Genomic DNA, 20,668 nt, shown 5'->3' with positions numbered 1-20,668 from the left:
CCGCCGCTCCGAGGAGTGGCGGGGTTCTTCGTAAGCTCAGGCCCGGCCGGTGAGCGTCGTCCACGGGACGTGCACCGTGACGCGCTCCCGCAGCTGCTCGTTGATCAGCCACAGCTCCCCGGTCGCCGGCCAGTACGACAGGTTCTGGCTGTTCACCGGGGCCTGGCCGGCCAGGCGGGACGTCGACACCCCGCCGACTCCGCCGTGCAGGCACGACGGGTGGTCGCCCGCCACTCCCGCGTACTCCGGGCACACTCCCGTCAGCACGAAGTAGCCGTTGCGGGACACCGCGCCCTGCATCCCCCACACCGGGGACGAGAATCCCTCGGAAGCGTGCACCTGGCCGTCGGCCGCGAGCTTCAAGCGGCCCGTGGCCGGGTCGAACGGCCAGCGCAGGACCCGGCCGCCCGCTGCCGCCGGGACGTGCTCCGCCGTGACGAACGTGCTGTCGCTGTGGTCGAACGAGAGCGTCGACAGGCACGGGCGCGCGCCGGTCGCCGTCGTGCACGCGCCGCCGCCCGGGTACCAGTACGCGCCCACCTGCGGCATCGCGTAGTCGTAGTACGCCGCGTGGTACTTGCCGTCGCTGCCCAGGCCGACCGTCCCCGCGCTGTCGTCGACCTTCCAGAAGTGCGTCGTGTCGAAGACGCGGATCAGGCCGCCGGTGGTCGCGACGAACAGCAGGTTCCCCTCCCACGTCACACCGTGCCCGTGCCCCGCGACGACCGCGAAGTCGGTGTCGGAGGTGGGTTCCACGAGCAGGACGTGCCGGTAGCCCAGCCCGGAAGCGTCCACAAAGGACAGCCGGACCATGGTGTCGCCGGGGGTGTGCCACGACGTCGCGATGACGCGCTTGCCGCCGACGGTCCCGGTCGCCGGGTCCGCGTCGCCGGAGCCGGTGAGGCCCTGCGGGACCCAGTCGTTGGTCTTGTCGTCGTTCGCGTCCTCCCAGCAGAACCCGGCGGGCTTCAGCGCGGCCGCGAGGTACGTGCCGTGGCACAGCGGGCGCGCCTTGCGGTTGGCGTCGCCCAGGACCGACGTCAGCCCGCGCGGCGGGAGCTTGCGGTCCAACGAGGTGAGCCGGCTGCCGTAGGTGGCGAAGGAGCCGCCCGGGGTCAGCTGGTAGGCGTCGACGCCGGTGAGGCGGGGGAAGTTCGCGGCGGCCTCGGCCGTCGTCGTCAGGCCGAGCAGCAGCAGCGCCACGAGGCCGAGCACAAGTCGCATGCCGGCAGCGTGCCCGGCGCGCGTACACGAGCCGTACAAGTCAGGGGACGGCCAGGCCGCGCTCCCGCAGCGACTCCTCGACGCGCAGCCGTTCGATCTCGCGGTCCATCCCCTCGGGCAGCTCGGCGAGCCGGTGCGGGACGCCGACCTGGCGGCACGCCTGGGTGAGGAGCTCGTCGTAGGCCTGCCGGGTGCCGAGCCGCCGCGCGGCCGGGGTGCCCGAGGGGTACTCGACCAGCAGGCGGTGCACCCGCCGCAGGTCGGCGGCGACGCGCTCGATCGGCGGCCCCACCGGTTGCGGCTTCGCACGCTTCTCGAGGAGCCGGTGGACCAGCTTCGGGACGCGGAGCGCGCACCAGAACAGCACCGTGGGAGCAATGCAGACCACGGCGAACAAGATCAGGTTCCCGAGGACGCCCCCGGCGCCGGCCATGCACCGATGGTAAGCCCGCGACACCCACCCGGCGGAGAGATTTTCCGTGCGGGAACGGGCCGCACGCGTGATTGGCGGGGCATCACGCGTGATTGAGAGGGCATCACGCGTGATCCGGCGGGCATCAGCCCGATGCCCCGCCAATCACGCGTGATGCCTCTCGGAACACGCGTGATGCCTCTTTCGTCACGTCAGGTCGGGGTCCGGGGTTGCTTCCTCGACCAGCCAGAGGACTCCGGCGGGCGGGAGCTGGAGGACCGCGGAGGCCGGCTGGCCGTGCCACGCGTCTTCCGTGGCCTCCACCGCGCCCAGGTTGCCGACGCCCGAGCCGCCGTACGCCTCCGCGTCCGTGTTGACCACCTCGAGCCAGCGACCCGCCGACGGCAGGCCGACCCGGTAGTCGTGGTGCGGCACCCCGGCGAAGTTCGCGACGCACGCCAGCCGCGAGCCGTCCGCGCCGATGCGCAGGAAGCTCAGCACGTTGCCGCTCGAGTCGTTCGCGTCGATCCAGCGGAAGCCGTCCGGTGAGGTGTCCTGGCTGAACAACGCGGGCGTCGAGCGGTAGACCGAGTTCAGCGACCGCAGCAGGTCCTGGACGCCGCGGTGCAGTGGCTCCTCCAGCAGGTGCCAGTCGAGCGAACGCTGCTCCGACCACTCCCCCTCCTGGCCGAACTCGCCGCCCATGAACAGCAGCTGCTTGCCCGGGTGCGCCCACATGAACGCCAGCAGCGAGCGCAGCCCGGCCGCCTTGTTCCAGCTGTCACCCGGCATCCGGCCCCACAGGGATCCCTTGCCGTGCACCACTTCGTCGTGCGACAGCGGCAGGACGAAGTTCTCGCTCCACGCGTACACCAGCGAAAACGTCATCTCGTTGTGGTGGTACGCGCGGTGGATCGGCTCGTGCGACAGGTACCGGAGCGTGTCGTGCATCCAGCCCATGTTCCACTTGAAGCCGAACCCGAGGCCGCCCAAGTGCGTCGGGCGCGTGACTCCGGGCCACGCCGTCGACTCCTCGGCCACCATCACGATGCCCGGGTGTCGCTTGTAGACGGTCGCGTTCAGCTCCTGCAGGAACTTCACCGCGTCGAGGTTTTCGCGGCCGCCGTACTGGTTCGGCAGCCACTCTCCCTCGTTGCGGGAGTAATCCAAATACAACATCGAAGCCACCGCGTCGACGCGCAGGCCGTCGAGGTGGAACTCCTCGATCCAGTACAGCGCGTTCGCGACGAGGAAGTTGCGGACCTCGTTGCGGCCGAAGTCGAACACGAGCGTGCCCCAGTCGGGCTGCTCGCCGCGGCGCGGGTCCGCGTGCTCGTAGAGCGCGGTGCCGTCGAACTTCGCCAGCGCCCAGCTGTCCTTCGGGAAGTGCGCGGGCACCCAGTCGACGAGCACGCCGATCCCCCGCTGGTGCAGGCGGTCCACGAAGTAGCGGAAGTCGTCCGGCGAGCCGAAGCGCGACGTCGGCGCGTAGTACGACGTCACCTGGTAGCCCCACGAGCCACCGAACGGGTGCTCCGACACCGGCAGCAGCTCCACGTGCGTGAACCCGGTCTCGACGAGGTAGTCGCCGAGCTGGTCGGCCAGCTCGCGGTAGTCCAGCCCCGGCCGCCACGACCCGAGGTGCACCTCGTAGACGCTCATCGGCGCCGCGGCCCACTCGGTCGCCTCGCGCTGGGCGACCCACACGCCGTCGTCCCACCTGTGCCCGGACGCGGTGACGACCGAAGCCGTCGCCGGCGGCTGCTCGGTGGCGAACGCCATCGGGTCGGCCTTCTCGTGCCAGTTGCCGTCCGCGCCGAGGATCCGGAACTTGTAGCAGGTGCCCGGGCCGACGCCCGGCACGAACAGCTCCCAGATCCCGGACGAGCCGAGCGAGCGCATCGCGTGCCCGCGCCCGTCCCAGCCGTTGAAGTCGCCGATCACGCGGATGCCGCGGGCGTTGGGCGCCCACACCGCGAACGACGTCCCCTCGACGACGCCGTTCGGCGTCTCGTACGACCGGACGTGCGCGCCCAGCGCCTCCCAGAGCCGCTCGTGCCGGCCTTCGCCGATCAGGTGCAGGTCCAGCTCGCCGACCGTGGGCAGCCAGCGGTACGGGTCGTCGGCGGTGACGGAGTGCCCGTCGTAGTCGATCTCCAGCCGGTAGTCGCCGGGGTGCTCGGGCACTCGGGCGGCGAACAGCGCGTCGATCACCGGCTCCATCGGGTACCGCTCGCCACCCGAAAGCAGCGCGACGGCCTTCGCGCCGGGCAGCAGCGCCCGCGCCGCGAAGCTCTTGCCCACCGCGTGCACGCCCAGCACCGAGTGCGGGTCGTGGTGGGAACCGGCGAGCAGCCGGTCGATGTCCGCGGCCGGCGGGGCCGCGGCCGGGAGGCCTTCCGGAACGGCGTTCACGGCGTCATCCCTCTCCGTCGGTGATCCGGGCGATCGAAGCGAGCGGCACGCCCAGCCAGTCGGGCCGGTTCGCGTGCTCGTAACCCACTTCGTAGACCGCCTTGTCCAGTTCGAAGGCGCGCAGCAGCTCGCCCTGTTCGCGCGGGTCGGCCGCGACCGCCGCGTAGCCCTCGCAGAACGCCGCCCGGTTGCGGTCCGACCACTCCTGGGCCCGCTCGGCCAGCGCCGGTTCGTCCGGCTGGCCGACCAGCAGCTGCTGGGCCGCGTAGTCGAACGACCTCAGCATGCCCGCCACGTCGCGCAACGGCGACCGCAGCGCGTGGCGCTCCTCCACCGGGGCCGCGGGTTCGCCCTCGAAGTCGATCAGCAGCCAGCCGCCGACCGTCCGCAGCACCTGGCCGAGGTGCAGGTCGCCGTGGACGTACTGCATGGTCACCGAGTCGGCGGGCAGCGAGCGCAGCTTCTCGAACGCCGCCCGCAGCGACGGCGCGTGCGCGGTCAGCTCGGGCACCCGGCCGGCGATCGTGTCGAGCCGATCCAGCATCGCCTTCGTCGAGCGTTCCAGCTCGTCGGCGTCGGCGGGCTCGGTGCCCAGCGCCTCGGCCAGGTCCGCGTGCACCTCGGCGACGGCGCGCCCGAGCCGCTCGGCCTCGCCGGCGAAGTCGCCGCCGACCTCGCCGGCGTGCAGCTCCGGCGCGGCCATCAGGTCGCGGACGCTGGTGGTGGCCATCGCCCAGCCGTCGACGGCGTCCGGGACGAACTGCTGGAGCATGCCGACCGTGGTCGGCTCGCCGGCGAGGTCACCGGTGATCGAGCCGAGCACCGGCGCGATGTGCTTGCTGCCGACCCCCTGCAGGGCCCGGTGCAGCAGCAGGTCCTTGTTCTTGCCCGGGGTCAGCTTCCGGAACAGCTTGAGGATGTACTGCCCGCCGTAGACCAGGGAGGTGTTGCTCTGCTCGGACGTGATCGGCCGGGCCCGCAGCCCGGTCTCGAGCTCGGCGCCCGGCTCGTGCTCGAAGCCGAGCGCGCCGACGCGCTCCTCGCGGGCCATCAGGTCCAGCAGCACACCGGTGAGGTCCAGGTCCCCCGACGCCTCATACGCGTTGAGGTCGCCGACAGCGCCGATCCAGCTGCCCGACGAGATCTCCGGCGGGTGCGTCCGCCGGCCCACGAGCAGCTGGTAGGGCTCCCGCCGGTCGTCCTGCTCGACCTCGACGACGACGTGCAGCAGCTGCGGGTCGCCGTCGACCAGCTCGGTCACCCCGAGTGGCCGGACACCGGTCACCGGCCGGTCCTTGCCGGCGAACCAGCGCTGCTCCGGCAGCCAGCGCTTCAGGTCCTCGGTCAGGTCGTCGACCAGCGCACGCGGGTCGGACAAGGAACTCACCTCGCTTCGCCTTCGTCTCCCGGGCTCGTCAGCTGGAACCAGTAGAAGCCGTGCCCCGGCAGCGTCAGCAGGTACGAGAGGTCCCCGATGCTGGGGAACCGCACGCCGCCGGTGAGCTCCACCGGCGTGCACCCGCGGTGCGCGGACAGATCCAGCTCCACCGGTTGCGGGAACCGGGAGAGGTTGTTCACGCAGAGCACGACGTCCTCGCCGCCGTCCGGGCGCCGCCACTGGCGCTTGTAGGCCAGCACGCTCGGGTTGGACCCGCCGAGATCGACGAACTCGCCTTCGGCGAACGCGTGGTGCTCCTTGCGCACCTCGATCATCCGCCGGGTCCAGTTGAGCAGCGAGGAGGCGTTGTTCGACTGCGCCTCGACGTTCAGGCCCTGGTAGCCGTACACCGGGTCCATGATCACCGGCAGGTAGATCCGGCCCGGGTCGCAGCTGGAGAACCCGGCGTTGCGGTCCGGGGTCCACTGCATGGGGGTGCGCACCGCGTCGCGGTCGCCGAGCCAGATGTTGTCTCCCATGCCGATCTCGTCACCGTAGTACAGAACGGGCGAGCCCGGCAGGGACAAGAGCATCGCGGTGAAGAGCTCCTGCTGGTTGCGGTCGTTGTCCAGCAGCGGGGCCAGCCGGCGGCGGATGCCGATGTTGGCCTTCATGCGCGGGTCCTTGGCGTACTCCGCGTACATGTAGTCGCGCTCTTCGTCGGTGACCATCTCGAGGGTCAGCTCGTCGTGGTTGCGCAGGAAGATGCCCCACTGGGTGCCGCTGGGGATCTGCGGGGTCTGGACCAGGATCTCCGAGATCGGGAACCGCGACTCGCGGCGCACGGCCATGAAGATCCGCGGCATCAGCGGGAAGTGGAACGCCATGTGGCACTCGTCGCCGCCGACCGCCGCGTCACCGAAGTACTCGACGACGTCCGAGGGCCACTGGTTCGCCTCGGCCAGCAGGATGCGGCCGGGGTACTCGTCGTCGACGACCTTCCGGCAGCGCTTGAGGAACTCGTGCGTGCGCGGCAGGTTCTCGCAGTTGGTGCCCTCCTGCTCGAACAGGTACGGCACGGCGTCGAGGCGGAAACCGTCGATGCCCAGGTCGAGCCAGAACCGCAGGGTGTCGATCATGGCGTTCTGGACATCGGGGTTTTCGAAGTTCAGGTCGGGCTGGTGGGAGAAGAACCGGTGCCAGTAGAACTGGCCGCGCACCGGGTCGTAGGTCCAGTTCGACGTCTCGGTGTCGACGAAGATGATCCGCGCGTCGGCGTAGCGGGAGTCGTCGTCGCTCCACACGTAGTAGTCGCCGTACGGGCCGTCGGGGTCGTTGCGGGACTGCTGGAACCACGGGTGCGCGTCGGAGGTGTGGTTGAGCACCAGGTCGGTGATGACCCGGATGCCGCGCCGGTGCGCCTCGTTGAGCAGGAACACGAAGTCCTCGACGCTGCCGAACTCCGGCAGCACCGCCCGGAAGTCGCTGATGTCGTACCCGCCGTCGCGCAACGGCGACGCGTAGAACGGCGGCAGCCACAGGCAGTCGACGCCGAGCCAGGCCAGGTAGTCGAGCCGGCCGGCCAGGCCGCGCAGGTCGCCGGTGCCGTCGCCGTTCGAGTCGGCGAAGGCGCGCACCAGCACCTCGTAGAACACCGCGCCCTTGAACCACTCCGGGTTGCTCGGCGCCTGCTGGGCCGAGCGGAAGTCCCCGGCCTGGGGTTCCACGAGCATTCCGTCGGCGGTGATCGCCTCACCGGTGTGCGGGACACCGTCCAGCCCCAACGCCGCGTCGGGCCGGGCCTCTTCCGCCATGTGTTCCACCTCAGTCCCTCGATCCGTTCCTTCCCCTGCTAACCGGCCAGCCGCCGCCGGACCGACACCACGTGCGCCACCGCGCGCCACGGCTCGAGCCGGACGAAGTTCGCCTGTCCCCAGTCCCACGTGTCGCCGGTGACCTCGTCGTGGGCGATCAGCCGCTCGTGCGCCTCGAAGCCCAGCGCCGCCGTGTCGAGCCACAGCGTGCCCTCCTGCGGCCCGTACGGGTCGAGCGTCACCACCGTGACGACGGTGTCGCCGGTGGCCGGGTCCTGTTTGGAGTACGCCAGCAGCGCGTCGTTGTCGACGTGGTGGAAGTGCAGGGTCCGCATCTGCTGCAGCGCGGGGTGCGCGCGGCGGACCGCGTTCAGCTTCGCCAGCCATGGCTCCAGGGAACGCCCTTCGGCCAGCGCGCGCTCGAAGTCACGCGGCCGCAGCTGGTACTTCTCGGAGTCGACGTACTCCTCGCTGCCTTCGCGGACCGGGACGTGCTCGAACAGCTCGTACCCGGAGTAGACGCCCCACGTCGGCGAGATCGTCGCGGCGAGCGCGGCCCGCAGCGCGAACATGCCGGGGCCGCCGCGCTGCAGCGACTCGTGGAGGATGTCCGGGGTGTTGACGAACAGGTTCGGCCGGCCCTGGTTCCAGTGTTCGCGCAGGTCGATGGCGAAGTCGATCAGCTCCTGCTTGCCGGTGCGCCAGGTGAAGTACGTGTAGCTCTGGGTGAACCCGAGCCGCGCGAGACCCCACAGCCGGGCCGGGCGGGTGAACGCCTCGGCCAGGAACAGGACGTCCGGGTGGGCGTCCTTCACCGACTGGATCAGCCAGGCCCAGAAGTCCGGCGGCTTGGTGTGCGGGTTGTCGACCCGGAAGATCTTGACCCCGTGCTCGACCCACACGGTGACGACCCGCAGCATCTCTTCGTAGACGGCCTTCGGGTCGTTGTCGAAGTTGATCGGGTAGATGTCCTGGTACTTCTTCGGCGGGTTCTCGGCGTAGGCGATCGAGCCGTCCGGCCGGGTCGTGAAGAACTCGGGGTGCTTGAGCACCCACGGGTGGTCGGGCGCGGCCTGCAGCGCGAAGTCGAGCGCCACCTCCATGCCCAGCTCCTCCGAGCGGGCGACGAAGGCGTCGAAGTCCTCGAAGGTGCCGAGGTCCGGGTGGATGGCGTCGTGCCCGCCTTCGTCGGCGCCGATGGCCCACGGCGACCCGACGTCGTCCGGCGTCGCGTCGAGGGTGTTGTTGGGACCCTTGCGGTTCACCCGGCCGATCGGGTGGATCGGCGGGAGGTAGACGACGTCGAAGCCCATCTTCGCGACGCGGTCCAGCGCGGCCGCGGCGGTGGTGAAGGTGCCGTGGACGGCCTTGCCCTCGGCGTCGAGGCCGCCGGTCGAGCGGGGGAACAGCTCGTACCAGGAGCCGAACGCGGCGCGGCGGCGGTCGACCCACACCTTGTGCGGCTTGCCCTTGGTGATCAGCTCCCGCACCGGGAACTCGTGCATGAGCTGGCGGACCTCGGGCGAAAGCGCCGGCCCGACGCGCTCGGCGAGGCTGCGCTCCTCATCGCGCAACGCGGTCAGCGCGCCGGTCAGCAGCGCCTTCTCCGCGCGGCGGTCGGGGCGGCGGGAGACGCGCTCCAGCAGCCGCGCACCGTTCTCGAGGTCGTTGGCCAGGTCCTCGGGCCCCTGCCCGGCGGCGACCTTCACCTCGACGGCGTGCTCCCAGGTCGCCCACGGGTCGCCCCACGCGTCGATCCGGTAGGTCCACAGGCCGGTGGTGTCCGGGACGACCACCGCGGCGAACTCGTCGGGGTGGTCGGGGCCGCGCGGGACCATCCGCGTCTGGCGCGTCAGGCGATCTTCGGGACCGCGCCACGCGACTGTGGCCGCGACGGCGTCGTGCCCTTCGCGCCAGACGGTCGCGGTGACCGGGATGTGTTCCCCCACAACGGCTTTGGCCGGGTACCGGCCGCAGCTCACGCTGGGGGAGACGTCGTCGATGCCGAGCCGGCCGGTCATGGGCAACGCCCCTCGGTGTGTTTGGTGGAAGCGCAGGCGTCGTCAGTCTGCCTGACTCGATCAAGCACGATCGAGTCAGGGCTCTCTAGCTCTGTACCCACCCGGGTGCGAGTGAAACGCTTTCCCCGCAACGAATTTCCGGCGGATGTCCGGCAGGTTAAGCACGCGCCGGACCCCGGCACCCGAGCGCCCTGCCGAACACCCGTACCCGAATGGACGACACGCACCCCCCCCGTAGCCGGGTACGCGTCAGTAGGGTTCGGGCGGGTGCTCCACCGACAGACGCGGCGCCCGCAGCAGGAGCAGCGAGCGGGACTGCAGGGTCAGGCGGCTCTTGGCCTCCAGCACGCCCGGGTGGGCCGGGCTGCCGTCGCCGGTGCTCGTGTCGAGCGTCGGCTTGAACGTCTCGCCGTACTCGCGCCCGGGCAGGACCACCTCGGCCGGCGCGTCACCGGCGTGCAGCCAGAGCAGCCAGGAGTGGTCGGACACCAGCTCGCCGTCGCGGTTGCGTGCCTGGCTGTTCGAGCCGTCGATCCACATGCCGAGCGTGTGCCGGTCGGCGAACCAGTCGGTCTCGCCGAACTCCTCGCCGTCCGGGCGGAACCAGACCAGGTCCGGCTTGCCCGTCGGCGTCGTCCGGCCTTCGAAGAACTCCGGCTGCCGCAGCGCCGGGCTGTTCGCCCGCAGCCGCACGACCCGCCGCGCGAAGGTCAGCATGGCCTCCGCTTCGACGTCCTCCGGCGTCCAGTCCAGCCACGACGTCTCGTCGTCGAGGCAGTACGCGTTGTTGTTGCCGTGCTGGGTCCGCCAGAACTCGTCGCCCGCGGTGAGCATCGGGGTGCCGGTGGACAGCAGCAGCGTCGCGAACAGGTTCCGCACCTGCCGCGCGCGCAGCTCCCGGATCGCCGGGTCGTCGGTGACCCCCTCGGCGCCGTGGTTCCACGACCGGTTGTCGTTGCCGCCGTCGCGGTTGTCCTCGCCGTTGGCCTCGTTGTGCTTTTCGTTGTAGGACACCAGGTCCCGCAGCGTGAAGCCGTCGTGGGCGGTGATGAAGTTGATCGACTGCCACGGCCGGCGCAGGTTGTGGTCGTAGAGGTCCGACGAACCGGACAGCCGGTAAGCGAGGTCGCGCACGCCGGTCGCGCCGCGCCAGAAGTCACGCACGGTGTCGCGGTAGCGGCCGTTCCACTCCGCCCACTGCGGGCCGAAGCCGCCGACGCGGTAGCCCTCACCGGTGGCGTCCCACGGCTCGGCGATCAGCTTGCACCGCGACAGCACCGGGTCGGCGGTGATCGCGGTGAGCAGGGTCGAGGCGTCGTCGAACGCTCCCCCGCGCGGCCGCCCGAGGGTGCTGGCCAGGTCGAACCGGAAGCCGTCGACGCCCAGCTCCTGCGTCCAGTACCGCAGCGAGTCGGTGACCAGCCGCACGACGGCCGGCGACCCGGCTTCGAGCGTGTTGCCGCAGCCGGTGATGTCGGCCATGTGGCCGCGCTCGGTGTGCAGGTAGTACGCGGGCGCGTTCAGCCCGCGGAAGCTCAGCGTCGGCCCGTCGGGCCCGCCCTCGCAGGTGTGGTTGAACACGACGTCGACGATCACTTCGATGCCCGCGGCGTGCAGCGCGGCCACCATCAGCCGGAACTCCTCGACCTCGTGGCCGGGCTCGCTGGCGTAGCCGGCGTGCGGCGCGAAGTAGCCGAGCGGCGAGTACCCCCAGTAGTTGTGCCGCCCGTTGCGGACCAGCGACGGCTCGTCGAGGAACGAGTGCACCGGCAGCAGCTCGACGGACGTCACGCCGAGCCGGGTCAGGTACTCGATGGCCACCGGGTGGGCCAGGCCGAGGTAGGTGCCGCGCAGGGCCTCCGGGATGAACGGGTGCTGCTTCGTGAAGCCCTTGACGTGCAGCTCGTAGATCACCGCCTCTTCGAACGGGACCTCCGGTTTGACCCCGGTGTCCGGCCCGCCCGGCGAGGCGACGACCGAGAGCGGCACGCTGCCCAGGGAGTCCACTGTGGACATCGGGCCGCGCTCGGGGTCGCCGGTGAAGCCCTGCGCGGCGGTCAGGTCGGTCAGGCCGCCGGTGATCTGCCGGGCGTAGGGGTCGACGAGCAGCTTGTGCGGGTTGCAGCGCAGACCGCGCGCGGGGTCGTACGGGCCGTGGATCCGGTAGCCGTAGCGCTGCCCCGGCGTCACCCCGGGCACCAGCCCGTGCCAGACGCCGAAGGTGCGCTCGGTGAGCGCGATCCGGCGTTCGGACCCGTCGGCGTCGATCAGGCACAGCTCGACGGCGTCCGCGACGGCGGACGTGATCGCGAACCGCACGCCGCCGGCCTCGGGGTGCGCACCGAGCGGGAAGGGGCGGCCGGCGAGGACGTGGTCGGCGGAGGGTCGTGTGGCCATTCCTGAATCGTCCCAGACGCGGGTCACATCCCGCTCGGCATGCCGTCTCGCTATCGGGAGGCGACCAGGACGAAGGTCTCCGGCGGCAGCTCCCCGGCGGTCGCTCCGCCCCAGGCCAGCAGCACTTCGCCGGCGACACCCGAGGCCACCGGCGCCGTCCCGAAGTTCACGGCCAGCCGCAGCCGGCCGCGCTCGAGGACGAGCAGGTCACCGTCGGTCCGCACGGTCGAGTCCGGGAGCCACGGGTCGGCCAGCTCCGGGTGTTCGCGGCGCAGCCGGATCAGCGTCCGGTACAGCTCCAGGGTCTCCCGGTGCCCGGGCGTGTCCACCTCGGACCAGTCCAGCCGCGACCGCTCGACGGTCGCCGGGTCCATCGGGTCGGGCACGTCGGCCTCGCCCCAGCCGTGCCGGGCGAACTCGCGACGGCGGCCCGTGCGCACCGCCTCGGCCAGCTCGGGGTCCGGGAAGGAGGCGAAGAACTGCCACGGCGTGCTCGCCGCCCACTCCTCCCCCATGAACACCATCGGCGTGAACGGCGAGCAGAACAGGACCGCCGCGCCGCAGGCCAGCCGCCCCGGCGAGACGCTCGCGGAGAGCCGGTCGCCCGTCGCGCGGTTGCCGATCTGGTCGTGGTCCTGCAGGTAGGCGAGGAACCGGTGCCCCGGCACGGTCCGCGTGTCGACCGGCCGGCCGTGCGTGCGCTCCCGGAACGACGACCAGGTCCCGGCGTGGAAGAACACCCCGCGCAGCACCCGCTCGATCGCGTCGGCCGCGGCGAAGTCGGTGTAGTAGCCCGTCTCCTCGCCGGTGAGCTTGACGTGCAGCGCGTGGTGGAAGTCGTCCGACCACTGCGCGTGCAGGCCGTACCCGCCGCGCTCGCGGGGCGTCACCAGCTTCGGGTCGTTGAGGTCGGACTCGGCGATCAGCGTCAACGGCCGGTTCAGCGCCGCCGAGAGCGTGTCGACCTCGAGGGCGAGCTGTTCGAGCAGGTGGGTGGCGCGCCGGTCGAGCAGCGCGTGGACCGCGTCGAGGCGCAGGGCGTCGACGTGGAAGTCGCGGAACCAGCTCAGCGCGTTGTCCACGACGTACCGGCGGACCTCGTCGGAGCCGGCGCCGTCGAGGTTGAGGCCCGGACCCCAGTCGTTCTGCCCGGCGAAGTACGGCCCGAAGCGGTCGAGGTAGGCCCCGGACGGCCCGAGGTGGTTGTAGACGACGTCGAGCACCACGGCCAGACCGCGCGCGTGGGCCGCGTCGACGAACCGCTTGAAGCCGTCCGGCCCGCCGTAGGGCTCGTGGACCGCGCCCCAGAGGACGCCGTCGTAGCCCCAGCCCGCGGTGCCGTCGAAGGAGTTGACCGGCAGCACCTCGACGTGCGTGATGCCCAGCTCGACGAGGTGGTCGAGCCGGTCGACCGCCGCGTCGAAGGTGCCGCCCTCGGTGAACGTGCCGATGTGCAGCTCGTAGACGACCCCGCCCGGGAGCTGACGGCCGTGCCAGGCGTCGTCGGTCCACTCGAACTCGGCGTGGTCGTAGACGCGCGACTCCCGGTGGACGCCGTGCGGCTGCCTTTTCGAGCGCGGGTCGGGCAGGCGGTCGTCGGAGCCGTCGAGGAGGAAGGCGTAGTTGACGCCCTCGGCCTCGGCGTGCCACCAGCCGCCGTCGCCGGCGGTCATCTCGTGCACGCCCGCGTCGACGCTCACCCGGACCCGGCGGGCCGCGGGGGCCCACACGCTGAACCTCATGCGTCTCCTCGCACCAGCAACGCGACGGGGTACCGCTCGAACAGGGTGGCCACGTCCGCGGTGGCTTCGCGGCCGGTCAGGACGTCGGTCCAGACGCCGTCGGGCAGCGGCAGCACGGTGTCGCGCCAGCCACCCGCGGCTTCGAGGCCGACCGGCAGCCGGGTGACCGCGACGGCCAGGTCCGCACCGCGCGTGTAGGCGAGGACGTGCTCGGCGGCCACGCCCTCGGCACGCAGCGGCCGGTAGCCGCGGAACAACCCGGGGTGGTCTTGGCGCAGCCGCAGCGCCTTGTGCACGACCAGCAGCTTCGCCGCGCCCGTGGCGTCGATCCCGGGCTGCTCGCCGTCGGCGATCCGCTTGAGGAGTTCGCGGCGGGTTCCGTAGTCGACCGGGCGGCGGTTGTCCGGGTCGACCAGCGAGAAGTCCCACAGCTCGGTGCCCTGGTAGACGTCCGGGACACCCGGCGCGGTCAGCTGCACCAGCTTCTGGCCGAGGGAGTTCGCGTAGCCGGGCCCGGCGATCCGCGCGACGAACGCCTCGACGTCGGCCGCCAGCTCGGCGTCACCGAGGACGTCCTCCGGCCACGCGGCGACGTCGGCTTCGAACGCCTCGTCGTGGTCGGTCCAGCTGGTCCGGAGCTTGCCCTCCTTGGCCGCCTTGTCGAGGTAGTCGCGCAGCCGCGGCGGCTCGATCGGCCAGGTCGCGACCAGCGTCTGCCAGGCGAGGAGGTTCAGCGACGGCTCGCCGATCCCGCGCCGGGCACTCCAGCGGCGGACGGCGTCGGCGAACTCGCCCGGCAGTTCGGCCAGCACGGCCATCCGCGCGCGGGTGTCCTCCGAGCGCTTGGTGTCGTGCGTGGTCAGCGTGGTCATCGCGGCCGGGTGCCCGGCCTCGCGCCCGGCGGCCAGCCGGTGGAACTCTTCGACGTCGAGGCCGAAGCGGTCCGGGTTGCCGCCGACCTCGTTGAGCGCGGCGAAGCGCGTGTAGCGGTAGAAGGTCGTGTCCTCGGTGCCCTTGGCCACGACCATGCCGGACGTCTGCTGGATGCGCGTCGCCAGTTCGCCGCCGGGCTCGGCGCGGACCTGCGCGTCGAGGGCGTCCAGGGCACTCTCGAGATCCGGGCGCGCGGTCTTCACCCCGGCGATCGCGGTCGCCCAGTTCGCCGCGCCTTCGGGCAGGTAGGAGCGGTAGACGGGGAAGGCGATCATGGTCTCGGCGACGGCCTGGCGGGCCTGCTCGGCGTCGACGTCGCGCAGCAGCGCCGCGATCCGCCGGACCTCGGCGACGAGGATCTTGTCCGTGACCAGCCGCCGCGCCTCGGCCTCGACGCGGTGGTAGCCGGTCTTCACGCCCAGCTCGTTCGCCAGCTCGGTGAAGCCGGGCTCGCCCGCCGGGTCGACGAACACCCCGGCGATCTCACGCAGCGCGTCGTAGCCGGTGGTGCCGTCGACCCGCCAGCTCTGCGGCAGCGGCTCGCCCGGGTGCAGGATCTTCTCCGCCACGATCCACGCGTTCGGCGCGTTCTCCCGCAGCCGCCGGAAGTAGTCGCCCGGGTCGGCCAGGCCGTCGGGGTGATCGACGCGCAGGCCCGTCACGTCACCCTCGGCGACCCAGCGCAGGACCTCGCCGTGCGTCTCGACGAAGACCGTCGGGTCCTCGACGCGGACCGCGGCCAGGTTCGTGATGTCGAAGAACCGGCGGTAGCTCAGCTCCGCGTTGCCGCGGCGCCAGCCGATCAGCCGGTAGTGCTGGCGCTCGTGGACCTCTTGCGGCGTCCCGCCTTCCGTGCCCGGCGCAATCGGGAAGCGGTGGTCGTAGTAGACCAGCTCGTCGTCCTCGACGGTCAGCTCGGCGACGGCGTCGTCGTCGCCGAGCACCGGCAGCAGGATCGGACCACGGGCCCAGTCGACGTCGAAGTAGGCCGCGAACTCGGCGTCGCGGCCGTGCTTCAGGACGTCCCACCAGAAGCGGTTGGCCTTCGGCACCTCGACCGACATGTGGTTCGGCACGATGTCGACGACCAGGCCGAGCCCGAGTTCGCGCAGTTTCGCGCTCAGGTTCTTCCGGGCGTCCTCGCCACCCAGCTCGGGCCGGGCGCGCGTCGGGTCGACGACGTCGTAGCCGTGGGTCGAGCCGGGCGTCGCGTCCAGCACCGGCGACGCGTAGAGCGCGCCGATGCCGAGTTCGCGCAGGTAGCCGGCGATTTCCGCCGCGTCGCTGAAGGTGAACTCCGGGCGCAGCTGCACCCTGTAGGTCGACTCCGGCACGGTCATGCGGGCTCCGTCCGCTGCAGGACGACCAGCGACCGGGCGGGCAGGGTGAACTGGCCGCCGCCTTCGATCGGCTCCGCGCCGGTGGGTGCCACCTCACCGGTCGCGGTGTCGACGACGACGGACCAGGCTTCGCCGTAGCCGTTGCCCGGGAGCTTCGCGTCGATGTCCTCGTAGTGCGCGTTGAAGGCGAGCAGGAACGAGTCGTCCTCGACGTGCATGCCGCGCGGGTCGAGGTCCGGGATCGCCTGGCCGTTGAGGAAGACGACGACCGCCTTGCCGAAGCCGTCGTCCCAGTTCTGCTCGGTCATCTCCTCGCCGGCCGGGGTGAACCAGGCGATGTCGCCGAGCTTGTCGCCCTTGCCGACCGGGCCGCCCTGGAAGAAGCGGCGGCGGCGGAACACCGGGTGCTTGTGCCGGAACGCGCTGAGCCCGGCGGTGAAGCGCACCAGTGCGGCGTTGCCCTCGGCCAGCTCCCAGTCCATCCAGGACAGTTCCGAGTCCTGGCAGTAGACGTTGTTGTTGCCCTGCTGGGTGCGGCCGAACTCGTCGCCGTGCAGGATCATCGGCACGCCCTGCGACAGCAGCATCGTGGCCAGCATGTTGCGCTGCTGGCGGGCTCGCAGCTCGTTGACCTCGGCGTCGTCGGTCTCGCCCTCGACCCCGCAGTTCCACGAGCGGTTGTCGTCGGCGCCGTCGCGGCCGTCCTCACCGTTGGCCTCGTTGTGCTTTTCGTTGTAGGACACCAGGTCCCGCAGCGTGAAGCCGTCGTGCGCGGTGACGAAGTTGATCGACGCGAACGGGCGGCGGCCGTCGTCCTGGTAGAGGTCGGACGAGCCGGTGATCCTGCTCGCGAACTCCCCCAGCGTCGAGGGCTCGCCGCGCCAGAAGTCGCGGACGGTGTCGCGGAACTGCCCGTTCCACTCCGTCCACAGCGGCGGGAAGTTGCCGACCTGGTAGCCACCGGGGCCGACGTCCCACGGCTCGGCGATCAGTTTCACCTGGCTGACGATCGGGTCCTGCTGCACGAGGTCGAAGAACGTCGACAGCCGGTCGACGTCGTAGAACTCGCGGGCCAGGGCGGAGGCGAGGTCGAAGCGGAAGCCGTCGACGTGCATCTCGGTGACCCAGTAGCGCAGCGAGTCCATGATCAGCTGCAGGGTGTGCGGGTTGCGGACGTTGAGGGAGTTCCCGGTGCCGGTGTAGTCCATGTAGTACTCGGGCTCCCCCTCCACCAGCCGGTAGTACGCCTCGTTGTCGATGCCCCGCATCGACAGCGTCGGCCCGAGGTGGTTGCCCTCCGCGGTGTGGTTGTAAACCACGTCCAGGATCACTTCGATGCCGGCCTCGTGGAAGGCCTTCACCATGCCCTTGAACTCCTGGACCTGGCCGCCCTCGCCGGGCATCGCGGCGTAGGAGTCGTGCGGCGCGAAGTAGCCGATGGTGTTGTAGCCCCAGTAGTTCGTGAGGCCCTTCTCTTCGAGGCCGTGGTCGGAGACGAACTGGTGCACCGGCAGCAGCTCGACCGCCGTCACGCCGAGCTTCTGCAGGTGCTCGACGACGACGGGGTGTGCGAGCCCGGCGTAGGTGCCCCGCAGCGGCTCGGGCACGAACGGGTGGTTCACGGTCATGCCCTTGACGTGGGCCTCGTAGATGACCGTCTCGTTGTAGGGCCGCTTGGGCTGGCGGTCGTTGCCCCAGTCGAAGAACGGGTTCGCCACCAGCGAATACGGGACGCGCCCCGCCGAGTCGGCGTCGTTGCGCTCTTCGGGGTCGGCGAACTTGTAGCCGAACAGCGACTCGTCCCACTTCACGCCGTGCGAGACGGCCTTCGCGTACGGGTCGATGAGCAGCTTGTTCGGGTTGCAGCGCAGGCCGCGCTTCGGGTCGTACGGGCCGTGCACCCGGAACCCGTAGCGCTGGCCGGGCTGGACGTTGAGCAGGTAGCCGTGGTGGACGAACCCGTCCACCTCCTCGAGCGCGTACCGCGTCTCCTCGCCCTTGTCGTCGAACAGGCACAGTTCGACCCGCTCCGCCACCTCGGAGAACAGGGCGAAGTTCGTCCCGACTCCGTCGTAGGTGGCGCCGAGCGGGTAGGGCGTTCCGGGCCAGGGCCGCACTGGGGTCTCCTCGAGCTTTACAGGGTGTACCGGGCGCGTCCGCGCTCGCGGACGTGCGTCACTGCGGGGGTCGTACGCCGTGGAGTACCCGTTACCCGGGTAAAGGACGCGCTGCTGCCAGCGGCGCCACCGCGGCGCGCACCCCCTTCGCGGTGAAGAAGCCGTCGACGCTGACGGGAAGGGGAATCCGCCAGTTAGGGTACTGGTCGACCGTCCCGGGCAGATTCGGCTGCCGCACCTGGCCCGCGACGTCGGCCGGCGAGGTCAGCACCAGCCGTGACGCGGCCCGCGCCAGCAGGGTGTGCAACGCGACGACCATGTCGTCGGCCGGAATCCCTTCCCGCACAAGGAGTTCCCGCAGCGCCGCGCGTTCGGCGGCGGCCGCCTCCTCCTCGGCCTCGACCCCGCGGTCGAGCAGGCCCAGCTCGGCCCGGACGCGCACGTGCTCGCCCCGCAGCCAGCCGGAGACCGTCGGCAGGTCGTGGGTGGAGATGCTGGCCATGGCGTCCGGGTCCCAGCCGGCCGGCCGGGTGAACGGCTTGCCGGGCGCGTCCCAGTCGCGTTCGAACCACAGGACGGCCGAGCTGAGCATGCCGCGCTCGTGCATGGTCTCGGTGACGGTCTCCTCGACGGTGCCGAGGTCCTCCCCCACGACGACCGCGCCGGCCCGGTGCGCTTCGAGCGCGAGCACGCCGACCATGGCCTCGGCGTCGTAGTGGACGTAGGTGCCGCGGTGGGCGGGTTCGCCCGGCGGGATCCACCAGAGCCGCCAGAGCCCGGCGATGTGGTCGACGCGGATGCCGTCGGCGTAGCGCAGGACGCCCCGGATGACGTCCCGGAAGGGCGCGTACCCGGCCTCGGCGAGCTTGTCGGGCCGCCACGGCGGCAGGTTCCAGTCCTGGCCCTGCTGGTTGAAGGCGTCCGGCGGCGCGCCGACCCGCACATCGGCGGCGAAGACGTCCCGCGCGGCCCAGGTGTCGGCCCCGCCGGGGTGCACGCCGACGGGCAGGTCGTGCACGATCCCGACGGTCATCCCGGCGTCCTTTGCCGCCTTGCGGGCGGTCTCGAGCTGCTCGCGGCAGAGGTGCTGGAGCCAGGTGTGGAAGCCGACGCGTTCCTCGAGTTCCTGGCGGGCCTTCCCGACCTCGGGGGTGGCGGGGTCCCGCAGCGACTCCGGCCACTCCCGCCAGTCGGCGCCGTGCTGTTCGGCGAGGGCGCTGAACAGGGCGAAGCCGAGCAGATCCGGATCTTCGGGCACCTCCTCGACGCGGTGCGGCCAGAGCAGTTCGAGGGCGGCGCGCTTGGCGGTCCAGACGGCGTCGTAGTCGATGAGCTCGCCATCGCGGTCCGGAGCGAGCGATTCGACGGCTGCCCGGGTGGCGGCGTCGGCGTTGAGGAAGGTCTCGGTGGCGGTGACACGCAGGTAGAGCGGGTTCGCGAAGCGGCGGCTGGCCGGCGAGTACGGCGAGCGTTCGACGGGGTGGGCGGGGCTGAAGGCCTGGACGGGGTTGACGAGCAGCACGCCGGCGTCGAGTTCGGAGGCGGACCGGGCGGCGAAGGTCGCGAGGTCGGCGTAGTCGCCGATGCCCCAGGAGCCGGCCGAGTGCAGGGCGTAGAGCTGCAGCATCCACCCCCAGGCGGGCGGCACGTCGGGCAGCTTCCCGGGAACGACGGCGAGCACGACGTCCTGGTCGGCGGTGACGACCCGGTGCCAGCCGAGCGGCAGATCCCCGGGCAGCTCACGGTCCACGGAACGCCGGCTGCCGTCTTCGAGCACGACCTCGGCGGGCCCGGGCAGGTCCCGGGCGGTCCCCTGCGTGAGAACGATGGTCGGCGGCAGTGCGCCAGCGGGCTCGGGTTCGTGTTCACCGTCGGTATCGACCCCGAACTGCCGCAGGACGGCGGCGACGACATCATCATCGACATCGACCCACTCCTGGTCGGCGTTCTCGTACCGGGTGGCAACGCCGTACCGGTCGGCGAGCAGGTGCAGGGCACTACGGGCGGGGATCTCGTCGGGCACGGCCCCAGCATTCCGGCAGCGGAGGAATCGCGCCATCCGCAGCGAACGACGTCACCCGGCGGCCGCAGAGCGTTCACCGTTCGCCGCTTTGCTCTTCCGGTGGCCTGCCTGCGGGCGGGTTTGTCCGGTTGAGCGCTCTTCCTCCGGCCGCCGGCGCGCCGGTCCCTCCGGCCACCCCGCCCTCCGGCCGGCCCGGCTTCGCGGCCCGGCCGAGGTGGGCCCGGCCACCCCGCTGTGCCCTCGCCCTCCACACAGGCCCGGCTTCGCGGCCCGGCCGCCGCGCTCTCGTCCAGCTCGGTCCCACCAGGCTGATCGTGATTGGTTCCGCCGTGCCCTCCCACGCCACAGGCCGCCTCGTCCAGGCCGGCCATCCGCGCGCCGGCCCACCCAGCAAGCTGACCGCGCGCCGCCCCGCCCACCCCGCTGCGCCCTCTCGCCCCGCAAGCCCGCCTTGTCCGGCCCAGTCGCGGCGCTCTCGCCCAGCCGGCCAGATCAAACTGCCCCGATCCCCTCTCGCCGGCCGCCCAGGCCTTCCCCTGGCCGCCCGGCGCCCTTCCCGCCGCTCCCCGGCCGCTCCGGACTCCTCCCCAGCCGCCCAGGCCTTTCCCGCCTGCCGCCCGAGCCTGTCCGCGCGGCCGCCCGGGCAGCTCCCCCCGGCTGCCTCACCTACCTCTCCCTTCCCCAGCCACCCCAGCCTCTCCGCCCAACCACCCGAGCCACCTCACCCACCTCTCCCTTCCCCAGCCACCCCAGCCTCTCCGCCCAACCACCTCGCACACCCCTCCCATCCCCAGCCGCCCGAGCCTCCGCCCAACCACCCGGACCGCTCCCCGTCCGCCTCACCCACCTCTC

The 20,668-nt window shown here is 71.7% G+C and carries 11 protein-coding genes; all 11 read right to left on the bottom strand.

Translation table 11 applies throughout. From position 1 onward, the window contains the following. Window positions 1-36: 36 nt before the first annotated feature. The 11 genes from M8542_RS24775 to malQ all read right to left on the bottom strand — a co-directional run bounded on the left by M8542_RS24775 (window position 37) and on the right by malQ (window position 19,816). Complete coding sequence (locus tag M8542_RS24775) at window positions 37-1,224, bottom strand: hypothetical protein (RefSeq protein ID WP_257922624.1); 1,188 nt, start codon at window positions 1,222-1,224, stop codon at window positions 37-39. Between the two features lie 40 nt (window positions 1,225-1,264). Next, window positions 1,265-1,657 carry a hypothetical protein gene (locus M8542_RS24770; RefSeq protein WP_257922623.1) on the bottom strand — a complete coding sequence of 131 codons (393 nt, stop codon included), beginning with the start codon at window positions 1,655-1,657 and terminating at the stop codon, window positions 1,265-1,267. 186 nt (window positions 1,658-1,843) lie between these two features. Then, on the bottom strand, window positions 1,844-4,051 hold the full coding sequence (gene glgB, locus M8542_RS24765; RefSeq protein WP_257922622.1) for a 1,4-alpha-glucan branching protein GlgB: 2,208 nt from the start codon (window positions 4,049-4,051) through the stop codon (window positions 1,844-1,846). Window positions 4,052-4,055: 4 nt separating this feature from the next. After that, window positions 4,056-5,429 (bottom strand): maltokinase N-terminal cap-like domain-containing protein, encoded by a 1,374-nt coding sequence (locus tag M8542_RS24760; protein ID WP_257922621.1) that lies wholly within the window; start codon window positions 5,427-5,429, stop codon window positions 4,056-4,058. Window positions 5,430-5,434: 5 nt separating this feature from the next. After that, complete coding sequence (treS, locus tag M8542_RS24755) at window positions 5,435-7,243, bottom strand: maltose alpha-D-glucosyltransferase (RefSeq protein ID WP_257922620.1); 1,809 nt, start codon at window positions 7,241-7,243, stop codon at window positions 5,435-5,437. Between the two features lie 38 nt (window positions 7,244-7,281). Then, window positions 7,282-9,264, bottom strand: coding sequence for an alpha-1,4-glucan--maltose-1-phosphate maltosyltransferase (locus tag M8542_RS24750; RefSeq protein ID WP_257922619.1), 1,983 nt, complete (start codon window positions 9,262-9,264; stop codon window positions 7,282-7,284). 249 nt (window positions 9,265-9,513) lie between these two features. Next, on the bottom strand, window positions 9,514-11,661 hold the full coding sequence (gene glgX, locus M8542_RS24745; RefSeq protein ID WP_257922618.1) for a glycogen debranching protein GlgX: 2,148 nt from the start codon (window positions 11,659-11,661) through the stop codon (window positions 9,514-9,516). Window positions 11,662-11,711: 50 nt separating this feature from the next. After that, complete coding sequence (treZ, locus tag M8542_RS24740; RefSeq protein ID WP_257922617.1) at window positions 11,712-13,403, bottom strand: malto-oligosyltrehalose trehalohydrolase; 1,692 nt, start codon at window positions 13,401-13,403, stop codon at window positions 11,712-11,714. Then, window positions 13,400-15,676 carry a malto-oligosyltrehalose synthase gene (treY, locus tag M8542_RS24735; RefSeq protein WP_257922616.1) on the bottom strand — a complete coding sequence of 759 codons (2,277 nt, stop codon included), beginning with the start codon at window positions 15,674-15,676 and terminating at the stop codon, window positions 13,400-13,402. The genes treZ and treY overlap by 4 nt, the downstream gene beginning before the upstream one ends. Continuing rightward, window positions 15,673-17,793: a glycogen debranching protein GlgX gene (glgX, locus tag M8542_RS24730; RefSeq protein WP_257922615.1), complete on the bottom strand. Its 2,121-nt coding sequence runs from the start codon at window positions 17,791-17,793 to the stop codon at window positions 15,673-15,675. The genes treY and glgX (M8542_RS24730) overlap by 4 nt, the downstream gene beginning before the upstream one ends. Before the next feature lie 91 nt (window positions 17,794-17,884). Then, window positions 17,885-19,816 (bottom strand): 4-alpha-glucanotransferase, encoded by a 1,932-nt coding sequence (gene malQ / locus M8542_RS24725; RefSeq protein WP_257922614.1) that lies wholly within the window; start codon window positions 19,814-19,816, stop codon window positions 17,885-17,887. Window positions 19,817-20,668: the final 852 nt, after the last annotated feature.

The organism is Amycolatopsis iheyensis, assembly GCF_024703995.1.
GTDB classification, from domain to species: domain Bacteria; phylum Actinomycetota; class Actinomycetes; order Mycobacteriales; family Pseudonocardiaceae; genus Amycolatopsis; species Amycolatopsis iheyensis.
This window is presented reverse-complemented; position numbering and strand designations above follow the sequence as displayed.

Coding starts and splice junctions, on each gene's coding strand:
- treZ (WP_257922617.1), bottom strand. CDS start 13,403: ATGAGGTTCAGCGTGTGGGCCCCCGCGGCCCGCCGGGTCCGGGTGAGC.
- treY (WP_257922616.1), bottom strand. CDS start 15,676: ATGACCGTGCCGGAGTCGACCTACAGGGTGCAGCTGCGCCCGGAGTTC.
- M8542_RS24770 (WP_257922623.1), bottom strand. CDS start 1,657: ATGGCCGGCGCCGGGGGCGTCCTCGGGAACCTGATCTTGTTCGCCGTG.
- M8542_RS24775 (WP_257922624.1), bottom strand. CDS start 1,224: ATGCGACTTGTGCTCGGCCTCGTGGCGCTGCTGCTGCTCGGCCTGACG.
- glgX (WP_257922618.1), bottom strand. CDS start 11,661: ATGGCCACACGACCCTCCGCCGACCACGTCCTCGCCGGCCGCCCCTTC.
- treS (WP_257922620.1), bottom strand. CDS start 7,243: ATGGCGGAAGAGGCCCGGCCCGACGCGGCGTTGGGGCTGGACGGTGTC.
- M8542_RS24750 (WP_257922619.1), bottom strand. CDS start 9,264: ATGACCGGCCGGCTCGGCATCGACGACGTCTCCCCCAGCGTGAGCTGC.